21 protein-coding genes and 1 pseudogene are annotated in these 20,107 nt (G+C 66.8%); 15 read left to right on the top strand and 7 right to left on the bottom strand.

What is annotated here, in order from left to right; translation table 11 throughout:
* Positions 1–66: 66 nt before the first annotated feature.
* The 4 genes from ASC95_RS00110 to ASC95_RS00095 all read right to left on the bottom strand — a co-directional run bounded on the left by ASC95_RS00110 (position 67) and on the right by ASC95_RS00095 (position 1,686).
* A complete protein-coding gene (locus ASC95_RS00110; protein WP_057295787.1) occupies positions 67–597 on the bottom strand; it encodes a chemotaxis protein CheW in 531 nt (176 codons plus the stop codon).
* A gap of 84 nt (positions 598–681) precedes the next feature.
* Entirely contained in the window at positions 682–1,047 is a 366-nt protein-coding gene (locus ASC95_RS00105; protein ID WP_056199473.1) for a response regulator transcription factor, read from the bottom strand.
* A gap of 11 nt (positions 1,048–1,058) precedes the next feature.
* Complete coding sequence (locus ASC95_RS00100; RefSeq protein ID WP_056199476.1) at positions 1,059–1,463, bottom strand: PleD family two-component system response regulator; 405 nt, start codon at positions 1,461–1,463, stop codon at positions 1,059–1,061.
* A 70-nt stretch (positions 1,464–1,533) separates the two neighbouring features.
* Positions 1,534–1,686, bottom strand: coding sequence for a rubredoxin (locus ASC95_RS00095; protein ID WP_056199756.1), 153 nt, complete (start codon positions 1,684–1,686; stop codon positions 1,534–1,536).
* Between the two features lie 182 nt (positions 1,687–1,868).
* On the opposite strand from ASC95_RS00095, the gene ASC95_RS00090 reads away from it, so the two are divergent.
* Genes ASC95_RS00090 through mpl form a run of 3 tightly spaced genes read left to right on the top strand, consistent with a single transcriptional unit; the run spans position 1,869 to position 5,512 of the window.
* Positions 1,869–2,816, top strand: a complete 948-nt coding sequence (locus tag ASC95_RS00090) for a bifunctional hydroxymethylpyrimidine kinase/phosphomethylpyrimidine kinase (protein ID WP_057296986.1) — start codon at positions 1,869–1,871, stop codon at positions 2,814–2,816.
* Between the two features lie 18 nt (positions 2,817–2,834).
* Positions 2,835–4,121 carry a glutamate-1-semialdehyde 2,1-aminomutase gene (gene hemL / locus ASC95_RS00085; protein ID WP_057295786.1) on the top strand — a complete coding sequence of 429 codons (1,287 nt, stop codon included), beginning with the start codon at positions 2,835–2,837 and terminating at the stop codon, positions 4,119–4,121.
* 29 nt (positions 4,122–4,150) lie between these two features.
* The gene (gene mpl, locus ASC95_RS00080; RefSeq protein ID WP_057295785.1) at positions 4,151–5,512 is read left to right on the top strand and encodes a UDP-N-acetylmuramate:L-alanyl-gamma-D-glutamyl-meso-diaminopimelate ligase; all 1,362 of its coding nucleotides are present in this window, start codon (positions 4,151–4,153) and stop codon (positions 5,510–5,512) included.
* Between the two features lie 163 nt (positions 5,513–5,675).
* Here mpl and ASC95_RS00075 read toward each other — a convergent pair whose 3' ends face one another.
* Positions 5,676–6,086 (bottom strand): PaaI family thioesterase, encoded by a 411-nt coding sequence (locus ASC95_RS00075; protein WP_057295784.1) that lies wholly within the window; start codon positions 6,084–6,086, stop codon positions 5,676–5,678.
* An 84-nt stretch (positions 6,087–6,170) separates the two neighbouring features.
* Complete coding sequence (locus ASC95_RS00070) at positions 6,171–8,843, bottom strand: zinc-dependent metalloprotease (protein ID WP_162250690.1); 2,673 nt, start codon at positions 8,841–8,843, stop codon at positions 6,171–6,173.
* Between the two features lie 125 nt (positions 8,844–8,968).
* Here ASC95_RS00070 and ASC95_RS00065 point away from each other — a divergent pair, with 125 nt between their 5' ends.
* The 12 genes from ASC95_RS00065 (at position 8,969) to ASC95_RS00010 (ending at position 19,492) form a co-directional block, all read left to right on the top strand.
* Complete coding sequence (locus ASC95_RS00065) at positions 8,969–9,559, top strand: YqiA/YcfP family alpha/beta fold hydrolase (protein ID WP_057295782.1); 591 nt, start codon at positions 8,969–8,971, stop codon at positions 9,557–9,559.
* A gap of 18 nt (positions 9,560–9,577) precedes the next feature.
* Positions 9,578–11,605 carry a ribonuclease catalytic domain-containing protein gene (locus ASC95_RS00060; RefSeq protein WP_057295781.1) on the top strand — a complete coding sequence of 676 codons (2,028 nt, stop codon included), beginning with the start codon at positions 9,578–9,580 and terminating at the stop codon, positions 11,603–11,605.
* A gap of 1 nt (position 11,606) precedes the next feature.
* A complete protein-coding gene (locus tag ASC95_RS00055) occupies positions 11,607–12,461 on the top strand; it encodes an energy transducer TonB (protein ID WP_057295780.1) in 855 nt (284 codons plus the stop codon).
* Complete coding sequence (aroE, locus tag ASC95_RS00050) at positions 12,458–13,273, top strand: shikimate dehydrogenase (protein WP_057295779.1); 816 nt, start codon at positions 12,458–12,460, stop codon at positions 13,271–13,273. Before ASC95_RS00055 ends, aroE begins: the two co-directional genes overlap by 4 nt.
* An 8-nt stretch (positions 13,274–13,281) precedes the next feature.
* Positions 13,282–13,998, top strand: coding sequence for a monofunctional biosynthetic peptidoglycan transglycosylase (gene mtgA, locus ASC95_RS00045; protein WP_057295778.1), 717 nt, complete (start codon positions 13,282–13,284; stop codon positions 13,996–13,998).
* Positions 13,995–14,585 carry a hypothetical protein gene (locus ASC95_RS00040; RefSeq protein WP_057295777.1) on the top strand — a complete coding sequence of 197 codons (591 nt, stop codon included), beginning with the start codon at positions 13,995–13,997 and terminating at the stop codon, positions 14,583–14,585. Before mtgA ends, ASC95_RS00040 begins: the two co-directional genes overlap by 4 nt.
* Positions 14,582–15,103, top strand: a complete 522-nt coding sequence (locus ASC95_RS00035) for a TlpA disulfide reductase family protein (protein ID WP_057295776.1) — start codon at positions 14,582–14,584, stop codon at positions 15,101–15,103. The genes ASC95_RS00040 and ASC95_RS00035 overlap by 4 nt, the downstream gene beginning before the upstream one ends.
* A gap of 116 nt (positions 15,104–15,219) precedes the next feature.
* Positions 15,220–15,666, top strand: a complete 447-nt coding sequence (gene aroQ / locus ASC95_RS00030) for a type II 3-dehydroquinate dehydratase (protein ID WP_056203560.1) — start codon at positions 15,220–15,222, stop codon at positions 15,664–15,666.
* Positions 15,667–15,726: 60 nt separating this feature from the next.
* Positions 15,727–16,185 carry an acetyl-CoA carboxylase biotin carboxyl carrier protein gene (gene accB / locus ASC95_RS00025; protein WP_056203557.1) on the top strand — a complete coding sequence of 153 codons (459 nt, stop codon included), beginning with the start codon at positions 15,727–15,729 and terminating at the stop codon, positions 16,183–16,185.
* A 9-nt stretch (positions 16,186–16,194) separates the two neighbouring features.
* Entirely contained in the window at positions 16,195–17,544 is a 1,350-nt protein-coding gene (gene accC, locus ASC95_RS00020) for an acetyl-CoA carboxylase biotin carboxylase subunit (protein WP_056203555.1), read from the top strand.
* Between the two features lie 8 nt (positions 17,545–17,552).
* Positions 17,553–18,440 carry a 50S ribosomal protein L11 methyltransferase gene (prmA, locus tag ASC95_RS00015; RefSeq protein ID WP_057296985.1) on the top strand — a complete coding sequence of 296 codons (888 nt, stop codon included), beginning with the start codon at positions 17,553–17,555 and terminating at the stop codon, positions 18,438–18,440.
* Positions 18,437–19,492, top strand: coding sequence for a zinc-ribbon and DUF3426 domain-containing protein (locus ASC95_RS00010; RefSeq protein ID WP_057295775.1), 1,056 nt, complete (start codon positions 18,437–18,439; stop codon positions 19,490–19,492). The genes prmA and ASC95_RS00010 overlap by 4 nt, the downstream gene beginning before the upstream one ends.
* 381 nt (positions 19,493–19,873) lie before the next feature.
* Here the strand turns inward: ASC95_RS00010 and ASC95_RS00005 are convergent.
* Positions 19,874–20,107, bottom strand: a pseudogene (locus ASC95_RS00005) (histone); the annotation flags it as partial.

Below are 20,107 nucleotides of genomic sequence, written 5' to 3'. Positions count from 1 at the left end.
CTCGTCCTTCAGTGTTTGTGGTGCCGCACTTGCACGCGGCTTGAAGCTTGGAAACAGATGCGCGCATCACGCGACGATGTGCAGGAAATTCTCCTGCCGCGACAACGCTTCGAGATTGATTTCCTGCCAATTGCGACCGGTTTCGTCGCGACGCAGCGAGCCCGCAAAGCGCGGCAGAGGACCGGCAGGCTGTTGCGGAGCCAGCGGCAGTTGCTCGTCGCTGCGCAGGCCGGCGAGGCGGTCCACCAGCAGCGCGCAGTTCAGGTTCAGATCGCTGCCCAGCGACACCAGGCGGCTTTGCACCGCCACGGCGCGGCCGGGCGCGGGATCGCGCAGGCCCAGGTAGACGGCCAGGTCGACCACGGTGAACAGGCCACCGCGCAGGTTGGCCACGCCCGCCAGCCATGGCTTGGCATAGGGCACCGGCTTGATGGGCACGGGCGCGAAGATTTCGCTGGCCTGCTTCAGCGAGAACAGCAGGCCGACGCCGGCACATTCCACGGCGAGCCAGTTCGCCACGAGCGTCTGCTCACGCGCGGCCGCCATGCGCTCGGCCAAGCGCTGCTGGAGTTCGCGGAGTGCCGTCTTGTTTGCCATGCTCAGCGCCGCCCGGCCGCCCGAAGGCGATGAAGCGCCCCCGCGGGGGGCAGTGAACGAAGTGAACGTGGGGGCCTCATCATTTCAGCCCAGGGCTTTGATCTTGGCCAGCAGCTCTTCGGCCTTGACGGGTTTGACGACGTAGTCGCTGGCGCCCTGGCGCATGCCCCAGACCTTGTCGGTCTCCTGGCCCTTGCTCGTGCACATGATGATGGGAATGCCGATGTAGCGCTCGTCGCGGGTGATGGCGCGCGTCAGCTGGAAGCCGTTCTGGCCGGGCATGACGACATCCATCAGGATCAGGTCGGGCTTGGCCTCGGCCAGGCGCTTCATGGCCTCCTCGGCGTTTTCGGCCGTGCGGACCGTGAAGCCGCGCTTGCCCAGCATTTCCGAGAGGGCATGCAGTTCGGTCTTGGAATCGTCAACCAGCAGGATGTTGTGAATGCTCATGGCAGTTCTCTTTAGGTACGCGCTTCTTGCCGACGGTGCTGGAGCACCGCCTGAAGCAGCTGGTCCTTGGTGAAAGGCTTGGTCAGATAGTCCTGCGAGCCCACCATGCGCCCGCGGGCCTTGTCGAAGAGGCCGTCTTTTGACGACAGCATGATCACCGGCACTCCCGAGAACTGCGGGTTGCGCTTGATGATGGCGCAGGTCTGATAACCGTCCAGGCGGGGCATCAGGATGTCGCAGAACACGAGATCGGGATGAAAGTCGCCCAGCTTCGCCAACGCATCGAAGCCGTCCTCGGCCAGGGCCACCTCATGGCCGCCCTGCTTCAGGAAGATCTCCGCGCTGCGGCGGATGGTGTTGCTGTCGTCGATGACCAGGATGCGGGTGGGTCCTGCACCGGAAACTTGCTCGTTCAAACGTCGTCTCCTCGGAACTTCAGCTCGGGGCCCGGCCCTTTCGGCCCCCTGTGAGGCTTGTGAGGCCGAGTCAGATGCGCACCATCTCAAAATCCTCTTTGCGTGCGCCGCAGTCGGGGCAGGTCCAGTTCATGTCCACGTCGGCCCAGGCGGTGCCCGGCGCGATGCCGTGCTCCGGATCGCCCGCTGCTTCGTCATAGATCCATCCACAGATCAGGCACATCCAGGTACTGGGTTCGCTCACGGTGCTTAGAGTTTGCTCACTACAATCGAATCATTCTAGCCAGGGCCCGAAAGCGCAATGCTGAGGGCAAACGCCTGTGCCCCGGGCCTCAGAAGCGCCCTTTTAGCGGCAGACTCCACGCTTTGCGGCTGCTATTTGGCCGCGACCGCCATGACTTCCACATGAGCCCAACACCCCTCCCCACCGACCCCGCGGCCGAAGATGCCCAAGACGAACAGGAAAGCCCGCCGCCAGCTTGCGTGCTGAGCTTCAATGCGAGCGACGCCTCCGGCGCAGGCGGCTTGGCCGGCGATGTGGCCACGATTGCGGCCATGGGCGCGCACTGCCTGCCCGTCGTCACCGCCATCGTGCTGCGCGACACGGCCGAAATCTTCGAGCATGAAAACCTCGACGCCGACACCGTCGCCGAGCAGGCACGCCACATCCTGGAAGACGTGCCCATTACGGCCTGGAAGGTCGGCTTCCTGGGCAATGCCGAGGCTGTCAGCGCAGTGGCCGAGGTGCTGAGCGACTACCCCGACGTGCCGCTGGTGACCTATCTACCCTCCGTCGCCTGGATCGACGAGGACGACCAGCAGCAGTATCTAGACGCGCTGCGCGAGCTGGTGCTGCCGCAGACCGCCGTGCTGGTGGGCAACCACAAGACCATGACGGACTTCCTGCTGCCCGACTGGGACAACGAGCGCGCGCCGTCGGCCCGCGAGCTGGCCGTCGCCGCCGCCCAGGCCGGCGCCCAGCATGTGCTGGTGACCGGCATCCAGCTGCCCAACCAGTTCGTGGACAACGTACTGGCCAACTCGCAAGGGCCCATCACCGGCGAGAAGTTCGAGCGCTTCGAGACGGCCTTCGTCGGCGCCGGCGACACGCTGTCGGCGGCGCTCGCGGCGCTGCTGTCGGTGGGCGCAGAGTTGCACTCGGCCGTCAGCGAAGCCCTGTCCTTCCTGGACCAGTCGCTGGACGCGGGGTTCCGTCCCGGCATGGGCAACGTCATCCCCGACCGCTTCTTCTGGGCTCTGCCCGCGGCGGACGAAGAAGGCGGCGAGCCGCCCGACTTCGAGCCCGATCCCGAACCCGAGCAGCCGCCCAAGACGCCGCGGCGCATGCATTGATCTCCTGATTTTTCTCTCATGGCCAGCAATTCAGAGCTCTTCGAGCGCGCCGCGCGCGTCATTCCCGGGGGCGTGAATTCGCCCGTGCGCGCCTTCCGCGCCGTCGGCGGCACGCCGCGCTTCATCCAGCGCGGCGAAGGCGCTTACATCCATGACGCCGAAGGCAAGCGTTATGTCGACTACATCGGCTCCTGGGGGCCGATGATCCTCGGCCACGGCCACCCGGCCGTGCTCGAAGCAGTCACAAAGGCCGCAGCCGAGGGCTTCTCCTTCGGCGCGCCGACCGAGCGCGAGATCGAGCTGGCCGAGGAGATCTTGAAGCTCGTGCCCAGCATGGACCAGGTGCGCCTGGTCAGCTCGGGCACCGAGGCGACCATGAGCGCCATCCGCCTGGCGCGCGGCGCCACCGGCCGCGCCAAGTTCATCAAGTTCGAGGGCTGCTACCACGGCCACACCGACGCCTTGCTGGTCAAGGCCGGCTCGGGCCTGGCCACCTTCGGCCACCCGACCAGCGCCGGTGTGACGCCCGGTGCGGCAGCCGACACGGTCGTTCTTGAGTACAACAACGTCGAGCAATTGGAAGCCGTCTTCGCCCAGCACGGCAGCGAACTGGCTTGCGTCATCGTCGAGCCCATCGCCGGCAACATGAATTTCGTGCGCTCGTCGGTCGCCTTCATGAGCGCCATGCGCCGCTTGTGCACCCAGCACGGCGCCCTGCTGGTGCTGGACGAGGTGATGACGGGCTTTCGCGTCGGCCTCGGCTCGGCGCAGGCCCACTACGCGAAGCTGATTCCCGGCTTTGCACCCGACATCTCGGTCTTCGGCAAGGTTATCGGCGGCGGCATGCCGCTGGCAGCCTTCGGCGCGCGGCGCGCGGTCATGCAGCATCTGGCACCCCTGGGCGGCGTCTACCAGGCCGGCACGCTGTCCGGCAACCCGGTGGCGACGGCCTGCGGGCTGGCGACGCTGCGCGAGATTCAGAAGCCCGGCTTCTTTGAATCGCTGTCGGTCAAGACCCGCCAGCTCGTCGATGGCCTCAAGGCGGTTGCTGCCGAGAACGGCGTGCCGTTCAGCGCCGACTGCGAGGGCGGCATGTTCGGCTTCTTCCTGCTGCCCGAACTGCCGCAGAACTACACCACCGTCATGACGACGGACAAGGAGCGCTTCAACCGCTTCTTCCACGCCATGCTGGACGCCGGCATCTATCTTGCTCCGGCCTTGTACGAGGCGGGCTTCGTGTCGGCGGCGCACAGCCCCGCCGATATCGACGCCACGCTGACGGCCGCGCGCACCGCCCTGCGCTGATCCTTTGACGCCCCTGGTGGCGCGCTGACATGCATCTCCACATCCTCGGCATCTGCGGCACCTTCATGGGCGGCCTCGCGGCGCTCGCACGCGAAGCCGGCCACAAGGTCACCGGCTGCGACGCCAATGTCTACCCGCCGATGAGCACCCAGCTCGAGGCCCTGGGCATCGAGCTCATCACCGGCTTTGATGCGGAACAGCTGGCATTGAAGCCCGACGTGTTCGTCATCGGCAACGTCATCACCCGCGGCGAGCGCTTTCCGTTGATGGAAGCCATCCTCGACGCCGGCCTGCCCTATGTTTCCGGCCCGCAATGGCTGGCGGAACACGTGCTGCAGGGCCGCCACGTGCTGGCCGTAGCCGGCACGCATGGCAAGACGTCGACGACGTCGATGCTGGCGTGGATCCTGGAGCATGCGGGCCAGAAGCCCGGCTTCCTGGTCGGCGGCGTGCCGCAGAACTTTGGCGTCTCCGCGCGGCTCGGCGAGGGCAAGACCTTCGTCATCGAAGCGGACGAGTACGACACCGCCTTCTTCGACAAGCGCAGCAAGTTCGTGCACTACCGGCCGCGCACGGCTGTGCTGAACAACCTTGAGCACGACCACGCCGACATCTTCCCGGACCTGGCCGCCATCGAGACGCAGTTCCATCACCTCGTGCGCACCGTGCCGGCCAGCGGCCGCCTGGTCGTCAACGCCCGCGAGGAGGCCTTGCAGCGCGTCATCGCGCGCGGCTGCTGGAGCGAGGTGCTGCGCTTTGGCGCCAAGAAGGAAGAAGCCGGCATGCTGCGCGCCCGCGGCGAGCCTCAGGCTTTTGACGTGCTGCGCGGCAGCCTGAAGGTGGCGCGTGTCGAGTGGGGGCTGATGGGCGAGCACAACCAGCTGAATGCACTGGCTGCGATCGCCGCAGCGGAGCATGTCGGCGTGTCACCCGAGCAATCGGCGGCGGCTCTGACCGAGTTCCTGAACGTCAAGCGGCGCATGGAACTGCGCGGTGAGGTGCGAGGCATCAAGGTCTACGACGACTTTGCGCATCACCCCACGGCAATCCGCACGACCGTCAACGGCCTGCGCCGCCGCATCGCACCGGTCGAACGCATCCTCGCCATCTTCGAGCCGCGCTCGAACACGATGAAGCTCGGAACGATGAAGGCCCAGCTACCGTGGGCGCTGGAGGAAGTGGACTTGGCGTTCTGCAATCAGCAGGGGCTGACGTGGGACGCGAAGGAGGCGTTGGCGCCGATGGGGGCCCAGGGCTTCGTCGGCGCGGATGTGGATGCGCTGGTGGCTGCCGTCGTCAAGGCGGCCAAGCCGGGCGACCATCTGCTGTGCATGAGCAATGGCGGCTTTGGTGGGATTCACGAGAAGCTGTTGGACGCTCTGACCAAATAGCGTCTGCTCGGTGCATTGCCGGGAGCCCGTCCCGGCGGCCGGGTAACTTTCTTCTTCGACACCCTCCTGGCGCGTCAGAGAAAAGTTACCCGCCTTCGCGGGGCGGATTCCCGCGGCACTACGCCGGGTCGAAAGGACCTAGGCGAAAGCAACCCGCACCAATTCAATTCCCATACAACACCATCTGCGTACACCGAAACAAAGCCATCGTCTTCCCAGTCTCCTTGTTCGTCACCACCGCATCCCAGATCTGCGTCGTCTTTCCCAGGTGAACCGGCCGGGCCACACACATGATGGTGCCTTCGCGCGCCGTGCTGAGGTGGTTGGACTTCAGCTCGATGGTCGTGAAGCCCACGGCGCCCGGCGGCAGGTTGGCGATGCAGCCGTAGCCGGCGCAGCTGTCCGCCAGCGTGACGATGCTGCCGGCGTGCAGATAGCCGTTAGGTGCCATCAGTTCCTCGCGCACCACCAGTTCGGCCTTGATCTCGGCGGGGTCAGCTTGCGTGAAGACGATGCCCAGATAGCCAGGCAGATTCTTCGCGCCGAATTGATTGAGTTGGTCGGTTGTGGACATCGCTGATCCTCGCAATGCGCACGATGCTAAGACAAGAAAAAAGGCCGGCATGAAGCCGGCCCTTGATCGACTGCGCGAAGCCGATCAGCTGCGCACCAACGACGCCTTCAGCATCGAGTTCAGCATGTCCAGCGTCTCCGCCAGATGCGCGCGCGTCTCGACCGACAGGCCCGGCTTGGCCGAAGCCACGCGCAGCTCGTTCGCGAGTTGGGTTGCGTGCCAGCGGGCCATCGAGAAAGCGTCGGCGTACACCGTCGCCCCATTGGTCGCACGGTTCAGCTGGGCCTGCAGGCGGCGCAGGTATTCGCGCTGCAGGCTGCGGCGCATGCGGTCGATCTCGGTACCGGTCTTGAGCTCGCTGAAGATCGCGCCCTGCAGCGTGCCATAGACCTCACTCAGCGACACCGCGCCCTTGCGCTGGGCCTCGGACAGGTAGGCGCCCTGCTCGATGAGGCGGCGCGCGGTGTTGGGCGACATCAGGCGGTCAAGCACCCGGCCCTGCAGCGCGCTGACGCTGTCCGGGATGGAGATGGGCAGGCCGCGGTCCCACTCGTTGTAGTCCAGCGTCTGGGTCACGAGGAACTCAGGCTTGAACTTGAAGGAATCGCTGGACAGCAGGCCTGTCGCGATGAAGCGCAGGGCCTCGCGCTGCTGGGCGTTGTCCACCGGCTTGAAGGCCGGGCCGGTCGTGACACCCGGCACCACGCGCTCCGCATACAGGCCGCCCACGTATTTGCTGATGTTGTTGGCCGTCATGCCCAGCTGGCGGAAGCTCTCGAAGATGGAGCGGCGGTTGCGCAGTGGGTCGTCGCCAACGACGGCCGGGCGCGACTGCACGCGCTCCCACAGCTCCTGGCTGAGCTTGAGGCGCTTCCTGGCGTAGGCCAGCGGGTCGTCGCCCAGGTCGCGCTGGTTGGTGCGCGGGTCGAAGCCATCGTAGGGGCCACCAACGCCCTGGTCGAAGTCGTCGCCATAGGCCAGCCTGGGCTCGGTCGAACGCGCGGCAATCCTGGCAAGTTCCGCCGCTTCCTGCTCGGCAGCGATGGGCTTGTAGGCGTACTCGATGGCCCAATAGTCATAGGCGCCCAGCGTGGTGTTCGTCAGGCTGGCCTTGGGCTCGCCCTTGAGCGGCAGGTTGTAGGCGTTGTAGTCCATCACCGAGTTGGAAATGCCATTAGCCTCGGTGAAGGCCTTGTCCTTGAGCTGGGCCTGGGTGACGGTCGTGGAGGACCGGAAGTTGTGCTTGAGGCCCAACGTGTGGCCGACCTCGTGCATGACCACGTCCTTGATGACGGCCTGGGCCAGCGCCTCGGCCTCGGGGCCGTTCATGTCCATGCCGTCGCGCAGAGCGAGCAGGTCCAGCGCGAAGCCGAGTTCGTTGGCCTGATCCGCCATATAGCTGCATTGCTGCTCGGCCAGGTGCTGGCTGCGCTCACCCATCCAGCTTGTCAGGGCCTGCTGGCCGCCGGGCAGTACGTCATCGACGGCCAGGCGGCGGGTGCCGCGGCCGAAGACGTCGCTCATGCCGATGTCGGCATCGAGGATTTCACCGGTGCGCGGGTCACGGTTGCTCGGGCCGATGGCAAAGCCCACGTCGGAGCCGGTGAACCAGCGGATGGACGCGTGCGTCGAATCCATGTTGTCCCAGTCGGCGTCGTCTGGCTGCTGCTTGGCCTGCACGGCGTCCTTGAAGCCGATCCTCTCGAAGGCCTTGTTCCACTCCTCGATGCCCGCCTTGACCGCCGCGCGATATTTGGTGGGGATGTTCTTGTCCATCCAGTAGACGATGGGCTGCACCGGCTCGGACAGCGCCGCGCCCGGGTCCTTTTTCTCCAGGCGCCAGCGGGCAATCATGTGCACGCGCGGGTTGGCCTTGAGGTCGTCGCCGAAGTCGCTGTAGCTCTCCATGAAGTGACCCAGGCGCGGGTCTGCATGGCGCGCGGCGGCCGGCTGCTCGGGCAAGGCACGGAAGCTGTAGACGAAGCTGAAGAACATCGAGCGCGGGTCCGGCGTGGCCTGGGGTGGCGTGGGCACAGGCACCGGCACGGGAACCAGCGGCGGCGCGGGAATGCGCTGAGTCGCGAAGTGCACGCGTGAAGTCAGCGTGGAAACCTGGGCATCGGCGCGTGTGGCTTCGATGAAGGAGTTGGCTCGGTCGGGCGCGAACGGCAGCCGGTAGGCGAATTCCAGGCGCGTCGAGTAGCCGGGGATGTCACCCAGCAGCAGGTTGCTGGCGTCGATCAGCACCGACTTGCGGTCGGGGTGGTCGGCGCTGGCGACCGGCACGCCGCCGATCAGGCTGGGCGAGAAAGCCTGCTCGATGGCCAGCTTGCTGGACGGGTTGTCCGTGCGGAACTTGGTGTTCAGCGCGATCAGCTGCACATGGTTGCCAATGCGACGCCACTCGGCCAGTTCGTCGCCCAGCATCTGGCTGGCGTACAGGCCTCGCTCACCGACGGCGTTGGCGACGTTGACGCTGAACAGGAAGGGCTTGTTGAAGGCCTCCTTGGGAATCTCGATCCAGACCTTTTCGTCCTTGCGCCAGATCGGGAACAGGCCGGGCTGCTCCTTGGCGCCCTTGATGACGTCGGCAAAGGGCTTGGGCGCCGTCGGGTCGGCCGGCGGACGGGCCGGAGCGGGCGCCGACGCAGCAGTGCCGGGGGCCGAAGCGGCACCGTTGGGCGCGGACGGGGTCTGGGCTTGAGCAACCGCGGCCAGCGCGAGCAGGGCGGCGGCGGCCAGGGCGGTGCGGGGCATCGGAATCATGAGGTGACGGTCCGGGGATTGCGCAAAGGCAGGCACTGTGGCTGGCAGCGACACTCGCGTCAATACGATGACTCCCGCGTCGCGGGGGCACAAAACTTCACGTCAAAACTTCCGTCATGGATCTCACACATCTGCTGTATTTGCACGGCTTCCGTTCCTCGCCCAGCTCAGCAAAGGCGCTGCGAATGGCCGCCTGGGCGGCCACCCAGCCGGGCCTGACCTTCGCCTGCCCGCAGCTGCCGCCGTCCCCGCTGGACGCGATGGCCCTCGTCGCCGGAATCGTGGCGGATTGGCCGGCCGAAGGTGCGGCCGTCGTTGGCAGCTCGCTCGGCGGCTTCTACGCCACGTCGCTGGCCGAACAGCGCGCCCACCGCGGCTGGCGCGTCGCCGTGCTGAACCCTGCCGTGGACCCGGCGCGCGATCTATCCCGCCACATCGGCACGCTGACCGCATGGCACGACCCGCAGCTGAAGTTCGAGTTCACGGCCCAGCACGTGGCCGAGCTGGCGGCGCTGACGCCGCCGGCGCGCCTGACGAACCCGCTGCGCTACTACGCGCTGATCGCCAAGGGCGACGAGCTGCTGGACTGGCGCGAGATGCTGGCCCGTTATGCGGGTTGCGCCGGCGAGGTGCTGGAGGGCAGCGACCACGGCTTGACCGACTTCGAAGACCATCTGCCGGGCGTGCTCAAACACCTGCAAGGCTAAGGCGACAATCGCCCTCCTATGTTTGCGCTGTTTGATGACGCCGGGAAGTTTCTCGCCGGCCGGGTGATGTCGGAGGCCGATGCCTCGCTGCAGGTCGAGCTGGACTCGGGCAAGCGGGTCAAGGTCAAGTCGGCCAATGTGCTGTTGAAATTCGAACAGCCGGCGCCAGCCGTGCTGCTGACGGAGGCCCGCAAGCTGGCCGACGACATCGACCTCGACCTGGCCTGGGAGTTCGCCCCCGAGGGCGAATTCGGCTTCGCTGACCTGGCGCGCGACTATTTCGACGCCAAGGCCGGCACGCTGCAGCAGGCCGCCGCGCTGTTTCGCCTGTACGAGGCGCCACACTACTTCCGCCGCGCCGGCAAGGGCCAGTTCAAGAAGGCGCCCGAGGAGATCGTCAAGGCTGCGCTGCTGGGCATCGAGCGCAAGCGCCAGCAACAGTTGCAGATCGAGTCCTGGGCTGACGAACTGGCGGCAGGTACCTGCCCCGCGCCCATCCAGGACCAGATCTACAAGATCCTCTTCAAGCCCGACAAGAACGGCCCGGAATACAAGGCTGTCGTCGAGGCCAGCAAGAAGTCGCACAAAGCGCCGCTGGACCTGTTGCAGGGCGCCGGCGCCATCACCAGCGCCTACCAGTTCCACTGGAAGCGCTTCCTGTTCGAGAACTTCCCCAAGGGCGCCGGCTTCCCCGCGCTGACGGCGCCGGAGATCAAGGACGAGCTGGCGCTGTCGCCGGCGCGCGCCTTCTCCATCGACGACTCGCAGACCACCGAGATCGATGACGCGCTGTCGGTGCAGGGCCTGGGCACGGGCACTGTCACCTTCGGCGTTCACATCGCGGCACCGGGCCTGGCCATCACGCCAGACTCTGCTGTCGACAAGGTCGCCCGCGAGCGGCTGTCCACCGTCTACATGCCGGGCTGGAAGCTGACCATGCTGCCCGACGACGTCGTGCAGGCCTACACGCTGATCGAGGGCCGCGACTGCCCGGCAGTCTCCATCTACTTCACGATGGATGAGGCCACCTTCGAGATCAAGGCACGCGAGACCAGGCTGGAGCGCGTGCACATCGCCGCCAACCTGCGCCACGACAAGCTCGACGGCGTCGTCACCGACGCCACACTGTCGGGCGATGCGCCGGCCGACTACGCCTTCGCACCCGAACTCGCCTTCACCTGGCGCCTGGCCAAGCACTTGAAGGCCCAGCGCGAGGTCGTGCGCGGCAAACCCGAGAACTTCAACCGGCCGGACTACAACTTCCGCCTTGCCGGCGAACGCTCGGAGGCGCCGAACGGCACGGAGTCCGTCGAGATCAGCATGCGCGCCCGCGGCAGTTCGCTGGACCTGATCGTGGCCGAGGCCATGATCCTGGCCAACTCCGCCTGGGGCGGCTGGCTGGCCGAGCTGGGCCTGCCGGGCATCTACCGCAGCCAGGCCAGCCTCGCGCCGGGCATCAAGGTGCGCATGGGCGTCAAGGCACTGCCCCATGCCGGCATGGGCGTGGCGCAGTACACCTGGGCCACGTCGCCGCTGCGCCGCTATGTCGACCTGGTCAACCAGTGGCAGATCATTGCCTGCGCGCGCCACGGCAAGATGGCAGCACTGGCCGCGCCCTTCAAGCCCAAGGACGCACAACTGTTCTCCATCATCTCCGGCTTCGAGTCCGCCTACATGGCCTACAACGGCTTCCAGAACGGCATCGAGCGCTTCTGGACGCTGCGCTGGCTGCAGCAGAGCGGCACCACCGAGCTGACCGCAGCCGTCATGAAGGACGGCCTGGTGCGCGCCGACGACCTGCCGCTAGTGTTCAAGGCGCTGGGCTGCGACTCGCTGCCGCGCGGCAGCCATGTGAAGGTGCGCATCACCGGCCTGGACGAGATGACGCTGGATGTGCATGCGACGCTGGTCGAGCGGCTGGACGAAGCGCCGGCAGCTGAAGGGCCGGAAGGCGACGAGGACGAGCTCGAGGCTGCGGCGGCGCCGCTGACGCTGGCCATCGATGTGAACGAGGCAGAACCCGCCGAAGCGGCCTCGCAAAGCTGACATGCGCCGCCCGAGCACGCTGCAGATCGCGCTCGCGTTTTCACTCGGCGTGCATATCGCGCTGATGTTCATGCGCATCGCCGCGCCCGAGGCTTTCAACCGCATCTTTCAAGACACGCCACTGGAGGTGGTGCTCGTCAACACGCGCTCCAATGAGGCGCCCGTCAAGGCCCAGGCCCTCGCCCAGGCCAATCTGGCTGGTGGCGGCAACATGGAAACCGGGCGCGCGACCTCGCCACTGCCACCGGCGCGGCAAAGCGAAGTGGGCGATGCGGCCGAGGCACAAAGCTCGCAGATCGCCCAGTTGCAGCAGCAGCAACAGCAGCTGCTGACCCAGGTAAGGCGCGAGCTGGCCCTGCTGCCCCCGCCCGACCCCAGGCGTGAAAAGACCGACGCCGCCGAGCGCGCCCTGGCCGAGAAACGCCGCCAGCTCGTCGACCTGCTCGCCGAGATCGAGAAGCGCGTCAACGACGAGAGCGCCCGGCCGCGCAAGCGCTACGTCAGCCCGGCCACGCGCGAGGTGGTCTACGCCCAGTACTACGACGGCCTGCGCCGCCGCATCGAGGAGCGAGGCACGCGCGACTTCCCCGAAGCGCGCGGCAAGAAGCTTTATGGCGAACTGACGATGAACATCCATATCGACCACAAGGGCCGCGTCATCGAAACCGAGATCGTCGCCTCCAGCGGCAACCCGACGCTGGACAAGCGTGCCGTTGCCATCGTGCAGGCGGCCTCGCCCTTCGGCAATTTCAGCAAGGAGATGCTGCGGGGTGCCGAGGTGCTGGTCATCACATCACGCTTCAAGTTCACGCGTGACGAGAGCCTGGAAACGACCTTGCAGGGGCAGCCGCAATGACTGATCGATATGCCGTCGTCGGCAACCCGGTCGAGCACAGCCGCTCGCCGGCCATCCATGCGATGTTTGCGGAGCAGACGGGGCAGCAGCTCATCTATGAGCGGCTGCTCGCGCCGCTGGATGCCTTCGAGCCCACCCTGCGCGCCTTCGCCGCTGCGGGCGCCAAGGGCTGCAACATCACCGTGCCCTTCAAGTTCGATGCCTTTGCGCTGGCCACCGAGCATACGGAACGCGCCGCGCTGGCCTGCGCCGTCAACACGCTGCGCTTCGACGAAGGGGGCTGGGTGGGCGACAACACCGACGGCGTCGGTCTCGTCAACGACATCCAGCGCAACGCCCGCCGGCCGCTGGAAGGCCTGCAGGTGCTGCTGGTGGGCGCCGGAGGCGCAGCGGCCGGCGTGCTGGGCAGCCTAATCGCTGGCAAGCCGGGGCGCATCACCATCGCCAACCGCTCGGTGGACAAGGCCCAGGCCTTGGTGGCCAGCCACGCCGACCTGGGCGTCCCCCTCGCTGCTGTCACGTTGGCGGAGGCACCCGCTGCGCAAGACATCGTCATCAACGCCACCAGCACCAGCCTGGCCGGCGCGGCCTCGCCGGTCGATGCCCGCGTGCTGGGCCGCGGCGCGCTGGCGCTGGACATGATGTACGGGCCCAAGGCCCAAGGCTTCCTGGATTGGGCCGCCGCCCACGGCGCCGAGCCCCGCGACGGCCTGGGCATGCTCGTTGAGCAGGCGGCCGAGGCCTTTTTCTTCTGGCGTGGCGTGCGGCCGGACACTGCGGCGGTGCTGAAGGCCCTGAGGGCAGCACTGTGATCCGCCCAATGTTCAACCATTTGGGCCGCCTGCTCGCCGTGCTGGCGCTGGCGGTGCTGTGCCTGCAGCTCTGGTTTGCCGGCCGCATCGCGTTGATGCGTTTCATCGCGCCGCAGTCGACCAGCTTCCAGCGCAGCGAGGTGGTGCGCCTGCTGAAGGAGAAGCAGCAGGTCGCCTGGAGCCAGCAATGGGTGAGCGACGCCCAGTTGCCCACCACGCTCAAGCGCGCCGTCATCGCCAGCGAGGACGATTCCTTTGCCGAGCATGGTGGCGTCGACTGGGAGGCGCTCAAGGGCGCCTGGAAGAAGAACGAGAAGGCGCAGGCCCGTGCCGAAGCGCGCGGCAAGCCCACCGCCAAGGTCATTGGCGGCTCGACCATCACCCAGCAGCTGGCCAAGAACCTCTTTCTTTCCGGCGAGCGCACCTTGCTGCGCAAGGGCCAGGAACTCATCCTGACGCTGATGCTGGAGGCCCTGCTCGACAAGCGCCGCATCCTGGAGATCTATCTGAACAGTGTCGAATGGGGCGAAGGCCTGTTCGGCGCCCAGGCCGCCGCGCGGCACTACTTCCACACCGATGCCGCCCGCCTCGGCGCCTTCGAGGCCGCACGCCTGGCGGTGATGCTGCCGGCGCCCAAGCGCTTCGAACGCCAGCCGGGGTCGGCCTATGTGATGGGGCGGGCTGGCATCATCACCAGCCGCATGAACAGCGCCCAACTGCCATGAGTGAAGGCATCGCCGCCGAGATTGCTGCCGTGGCCGCGCGGCTCATCGTCGATGAAGGCATGGACTGGGGGCCCGCCAAGCAGCGCGCCGCGCGCGATCTGGGCGCGCCGCGCGCCGCCCTGCCCGGCAACGACGAAGTGGAGGACGCGGTGCGCGAGCACATCGCCATCTTCCATGCCGACACCCAGCCGGCCGAGCTGCGTGCCCTGCGTGAACTGGCCGCGCAATGGATGGCGCGGCTGGCGGAGTTCCGCCCGCATCTCACCGGCGCTGTCTGGCGCGGCACGGCGACGAGGCTGTCCAACGTGCACCTGCAGCTGTACTGCGACGACAGCAAGGCCGCCGAGATCGCGTTGCTGGATCGCGGCATCAACTTCGACGTGGCCGAGACCACAGCCGGCCGCGGGCGCCAGGTCGACATGCTCATCCTCGACGCGCCCTGCGCCGCCTTGGGCGAGCGGGTGACTCTTTGCCTGACGATCCTGGACTTCGACGATCTGCGCGGCGCTCTCAAGCCCGACGCGCGTGGCATGACCGAGCGCGGCGACCTCGCCGCGCTGCAAAACCTGCTGGACGCCGCCGAATGACGCCCATCAACCGCCGCCTGATCCTGGCCGGCGCCGGCGCCGGGGCCGCAGCGCTGGGTGCCGCTTTCGCCTGGCGCAAGCTGAACCCACCGGTCGCTTCCGCCGTCGCCCAAGCATTCTGGGCGCGGCACTTCCCTGCTCTGGACGGTAGCGATCTGGACGTCGCCCGCTGGCGTGGCCAGCCCCTGCTGGTCAATTTCTGGGCCACCTGGTGCCCGCCCTGCATCAAGGAACTGCCGGAGATCAACCAGTTCTACAAGGAGGCCAAGGGAAAGGGCTGGCAGGTTCTGGGCCTGGCGGTGGACCAGGCCGGGCCGGTCAAGGCCTTCCTGCAGAAGACACCGCTGGACTTCGCCGTGGCGCTGGCCGGGCCGGAAGGCCTGAGCCTCGTGCGCGAGCTGGGCAACCCAGCCGGCGGCCTGCCGTTTTCCGTCGTTTTCGATCAGACCGGCGAGATCAGTTGGCGGCGACTTGGCGTGAGTCGCCTGGAAGAACTGCGCCAATTGGCTCAAAGCTGAAGCGACCCGAGAATTTCCCTATCCAGCAGGAAATCGGGTCCAAAACGCGTAAAGTTCGCCCTTCCTCAATTTAGTAGCGACTCTCTAGACCTTCGGGCAGGCGCGCCGCCACATGTTTGATGCAAGTTCTCGTCCTGCATGGCCCCAACCTCAACCTGCTCGGCACCCGCGAGCCCGAGGTCTACGGCGCGCAGACTCTCGCGCAGATCGATGCCGAACTCGGCAAGATCGCCACGGATGCCGGCGCCACGCTGAACAGCTTCCAGAGCAACCACGAGGGAGCATTGGTCGACCGCATCCAGGCTGCGCGCACCGACGGCACGCGCTTCATCATCATCAATCCGGCCGCCTACACCCACACCAGTGTCGCCATCCGTGACGCGCTGGCGGCTGTGGCCCTGCCCTTCATCGAAGTTCATTTGTCGAACATCCACCGCCGCGAAGCCTTCCGCCACCACAGCTATATGAGTGAGCTGGCGGTGGGCGTCATCTGCGGCCTCGGCGCCAACGGCTACCGCCTTGCGCTGCGCCACGCCCTCGAATCGTTGGAAGCTGGCGCCTGACCTCCGGTCTCGCGCCGCTTTTTCTCTTCCCCCACAACAACAACACCGCCTGGAGCCAAGATGGACCTTCGCAAGCTCAAAACCCTGATCGACCTGGTTTCGGAATCCAATATTTCCGAACTGGAAATCACCGAGGCCGACGGCAAGGTCCGCATCGTCAAGGCTGACCCGGCCGCCGCCGTGGCCATGCAGCCGGTCTACGCCGCCGCTCCCGTCGCCCATGCACCGGCCCAGGTCGCCATGCCCGCCGCCGCAGCGGCCCCGGCCGCCGCGCCGGTCGAGACCGGCCATATCGTCAAGTCGCCGATGGTCGGCACCTTCTACCGTGCGTCCAGCCCCAACGCCAAGCCGTTTGCCGACGTTGGCCAGCAGGTCAAGGAAGGCGAAGCCATCTGCATCATCGAAGCGATGAAGATCATGAATGAGATCGAAGCCGACAAGAGCGGCACGATCACCAAGGTCATGTGCGAGAACGGCCAGGCCGTAGAGTTCGGACAACCGCTGTTCGTGATCGAGTGAGGCCACTCGATGTTTAAGAAGGTCCTTATTGCGAATCGCGGAGAGATCGCTCTGCGCATTCAACGAGCGTGCCGAGAACTCGGCATCAAGTCCGTCGTCGTCTATTCAGAAGCCGATCGCGACGCCAAATATGTGCGCCTCGCCGACGAGGCCGTCTGCATTGGCCCGGCGCCCTCGGCCCAGAGCTACCTCAGCATGCCGGCCATCATTGCGACGGCCGAGGTGACGGACGCTGAAGCCATCCACCCCGGGTACGGCTTCCTCAGCGAGAACGCCGACTTCGCCGAGCGCGTCGAGCGCAGCGGCTTTACCTTCATCGGCCCAACGCCTGAGTCCATCCGCCTGATGGGAGACAAGGTCTCGGCCAAGCAGGCCATGATCCGCGCCGGCGTGCCCTGCGTGCCCGGCTCCGAAGGCGCCCTGCCCGAGGACCCGAAGGAGATCATCAAGATCGCCCGATCGGTGGGCTACCCCGTCATCATCAAGGCGGCCGGCGGCGGCGGCGGGCGCGGCATGCGCGTCGTGCACACCGAGGCGGCTCTGGTGCACGCGGTGCAGACGACACGCGCCGAAGCGGGTGCGGCCTTCGGCAACCCCGAGGTCTACATGGAGAAGTTCCTGGAGAACCCACGTCATGTGGAAATCCAGATCCTCGCCGACACCTTCAAGAACGCTGTCTGGCTGGGCGAGCGCGACTGCTCCATGCAGCGCCGCCACCAGAAGATCATCGAGGAAGCGCCGGCGCCCGGCATTCCCCGCCGCAACATCGAGAAGGTCGGCGACCGCTGCGCCGCTGCCTGCAAGAAGATGGGCTACCGCGGCGCCGGCACCTTCGAGTTCCTGTACGAGAACGGCGAGTTCTATTTCATCGAGATGAACACGCGCGTGCAGGTGGAGCACCCGGTCACCGAGATGGTCACCGGCATCGACATCGTGCAGCAGCAGATCAAGATCGCAGCCGGCGAAAAGCTGCCGTTCACACAGCGCCAGATCGAGATGCGCGGCCACGCCATCGAATGCCGCATCAATGCCGAAGACCCGGTCAAGTTCGTGCCCTCGCCCGGCCGCATCACGATGTGGCACGCGCCGGGCGGCCCCGGCGTGCGCGTGGACTCGCATGCCTACACGAACTACTTCGTGCCGCCCAACTACGACTCCATGATCGGCAAGATCATCGTCCACGGCGACACGCGCGAGCAGGCATTGGCGCGCATGCGCATCGCACTGAGCGAGACGGTCGTCGAAGGCATCCAGACCAACATCCCGCTGCATCGCGAGCTGATGGCGGACGCCAAGTTCATCGAAGGTGGCACATCCATCCATTACCTCGAAGGCTGGATGGCTGCCCACAAACGCTGATGAGCAATCTGTTTGAACTGGCCCTGGTCTGCCGCGAGGCCGACGTCGAGATCGTCAGCGATGCGCTGATGGAGATCGACGCTCTCGCGGTCTCGGTGGAGGATGCCGATGCAGACACCGAGGCTGAGCACGCCCTGTTTGGCGAACCCGGCATGCCGGCGCCCGCAGCCGGCTGGGAGCGCTCGGTCGTCAAGGCCCTCTTCCCCACCGAACCCGAGGCCACCGAGGCGGCGACGCTGATCCTGGCCCAGGACTGGGCTACAGATGTGCATGTACAAGCCATCCAGGCCGTGCCCGAGCAGGACTGGGTGCGCCTGACGCAAAGCCAGTTCGCGCCGGTCGAGATCACGCCCGAGTTCTGGATCGTGCCGAGCTGGCACGAGGCGCCGCCGCAGGCCCAGCGCGTCATGCGCCTGGACCCCGGTCTGGCCTTCGGCACCGGCACGCACCCGACGACGCGCATGTGCCTGCGCTGGATCGCGACGCATTCCCAGCCATGGATTCGCGTGCTGGACTACGGCTGTGGCTCCGGCATCCTCGCCATTGGTGCGGCCCTGCACGGCGCGCGTGACATCGACGCCGTCGACATCGACCCGGCCGCCGTCACTTCGTCGCGCGACAACGCGGCGGCCAACAGCGTCACGCTGAAACCCGGCCTGCCAGAACTGGCCCGGGGCGAGTACCCGCTGGTCATGGCCAACATCCTGGCCACGCCGCTGAAGCTGCTCGCACCACTGCTCTGTGCACATGTCGCGCCCGGCGGCAACCTGATCCTGGCCGGTATCCTGAGCCGCCAGGCTGAAGAACTGAAGGCCGCCTACGCACCCTGGCTGGCGCTTGAAGTCAATGACGAAGAGGATGGCTGGATCCTGATGACGACCCAACGACCGGCATGAGCCTCGCAACGCGCTGCACGGCCTGCGGAACGATCTTCAGGATCGTCGAGGACCAGCTGCGCGTTTCCGATGGCTGGGTGCGCTGTGGCCGTTGCGCCGAGATCTTCGACGCCCGCGAACTGCTGTTCGACATCGAGCACGATGCGCCGCCGCCCTGGCCGCCACAATATGCGCCGGCCGCCGTGGTGCCGGAGCCCGAGCCCCTGCCGCCGCCGCCGCCACCGCCGGCCTACACACCGCCAGCGGACTGGCTGCCGCCCCCCGAGCCCGAGCCCCGTGCCGAGGCCTTGCCTACCGGCTGGCCCTCGGAATATGGCCGGCAGGACGTCAGGCCCGAACCTCACTGGGTAGGGGACGACCACGTCGGCGAGCCGGCTGCCGCGTCCCCGCCCATGGTGGCGCGTGACGTCGGGCCGGAACCGTCGATGGCCGAGATGGCTCCCATCACGGCCGAGCCGGCGGAGCGGCCAGGCAAGCCCGCAAAAGCCGCGAAAGCCGCCAGGCTGCAGAAGCCCGGCAAGGCCGAGGCGGCGGGCAAACCCGTGCCCGAGTTCATGCGCAAGGCCGAGAACACCGCACGCTGGAATCGCCCGGCCGTGCGTGTGGCACTCGGCGTCGCATCCCTCTTGCTTGCCACATTGCTGGCCCTGCAGGTGACGCTGCACTTCCGCGACGCCATCGCCGCCTTGCACCCGCCCCTGCGCGAGCCATTGAAGGCGCTGTGCGGCGCCGCCGGCTGCGAAGTCAAGCCGTGGCGGCGCATAGAGGCGCTCAGCATCGAATCAACGGCCCTCAGCCCGGTGGGCGCCGGCAGCTACAAGCTCAGCCTCGCCTTGCGCAACAAGACCGGCGTGGACGTCGCCGCACCTTGGGTGGAATTGAGCTTGACCGATGCCAACGGCGCGGCATTCTCCCGACGTGTACTCGGTCCCGAAACCCTGAACCCGGTGCTGACGCAGGTCAATGCCGATTCTGAGCAGGCCTTGAGCCTGGTGTTCGGAACGGGTGGCCAGAAGGTCAGCGGCTACAGCGTCAACATCTTCTACCCCTGATAGCGTCGATTCCGACTGCCCAACGGGTGCCGTCCGCGTCATGGGCCTCGTCGCATCCCCAACGGGAAAGGCACAGAGCCCATGCGAGTCCCTGAGACTTGAGCGCTTCGACCAACGTCAGACGTCAGGCCGGAACACGCTGGCGTGCTGCGGGGAGAGAGGCAAGGGGTCTGCGCCCGGAATTGACTTTAGGCCGGCAGGTTAGCAGGCCCTGTAGGACCATGCCGCATCGCCCGGACAAGCCGTTAGCAGATGCATCCCGGCCCTGCGAAAAGTACGCCGGAAATAAAAACCCGGCGCCGAAAATTTCGGGCCGGGTTGCCTGCTTCGCCGGGATCCGGGTGGACTAACCACTCGGCGGCGAGTCAGCGGATCGCCTGGTTAGGGCTTGTTGCCGGTCGGGAAGGGCCAGGCAGCTTGCGGGCTCAGAGCCGTCTTGGCCGCAGGAGCGGTCGCAGCAGCGGCAGGCTTGGCAGCCGGGGCAGGCTTGGCAGCAGCCTTCTTCGGAGCAGCGGCCTTCTTGGCAGCCGGCTTCGCAGCAGGCTTCGCGGCGGGCTTGGCAGCGGCCTTCTTGGGCGCAGCAGCCTTCTTGGCCGGAGCGGCCTTCTTGGCGGG

It is taken from the genome of Pelomonas sp. Root1217 (assembly GCF_001425705.1).
Taxonomy (GTDB): domain Bacteria; phylum Pseudomonadota; class Gammaproteobacteria; order Burkholderiales; family Burkholderiaceae_C; genus Pelomonas.
Note: the sequence above shows the minus strand (reverse complement) of the source record. Positions and strands in the feature narration are given on the sequence as shown.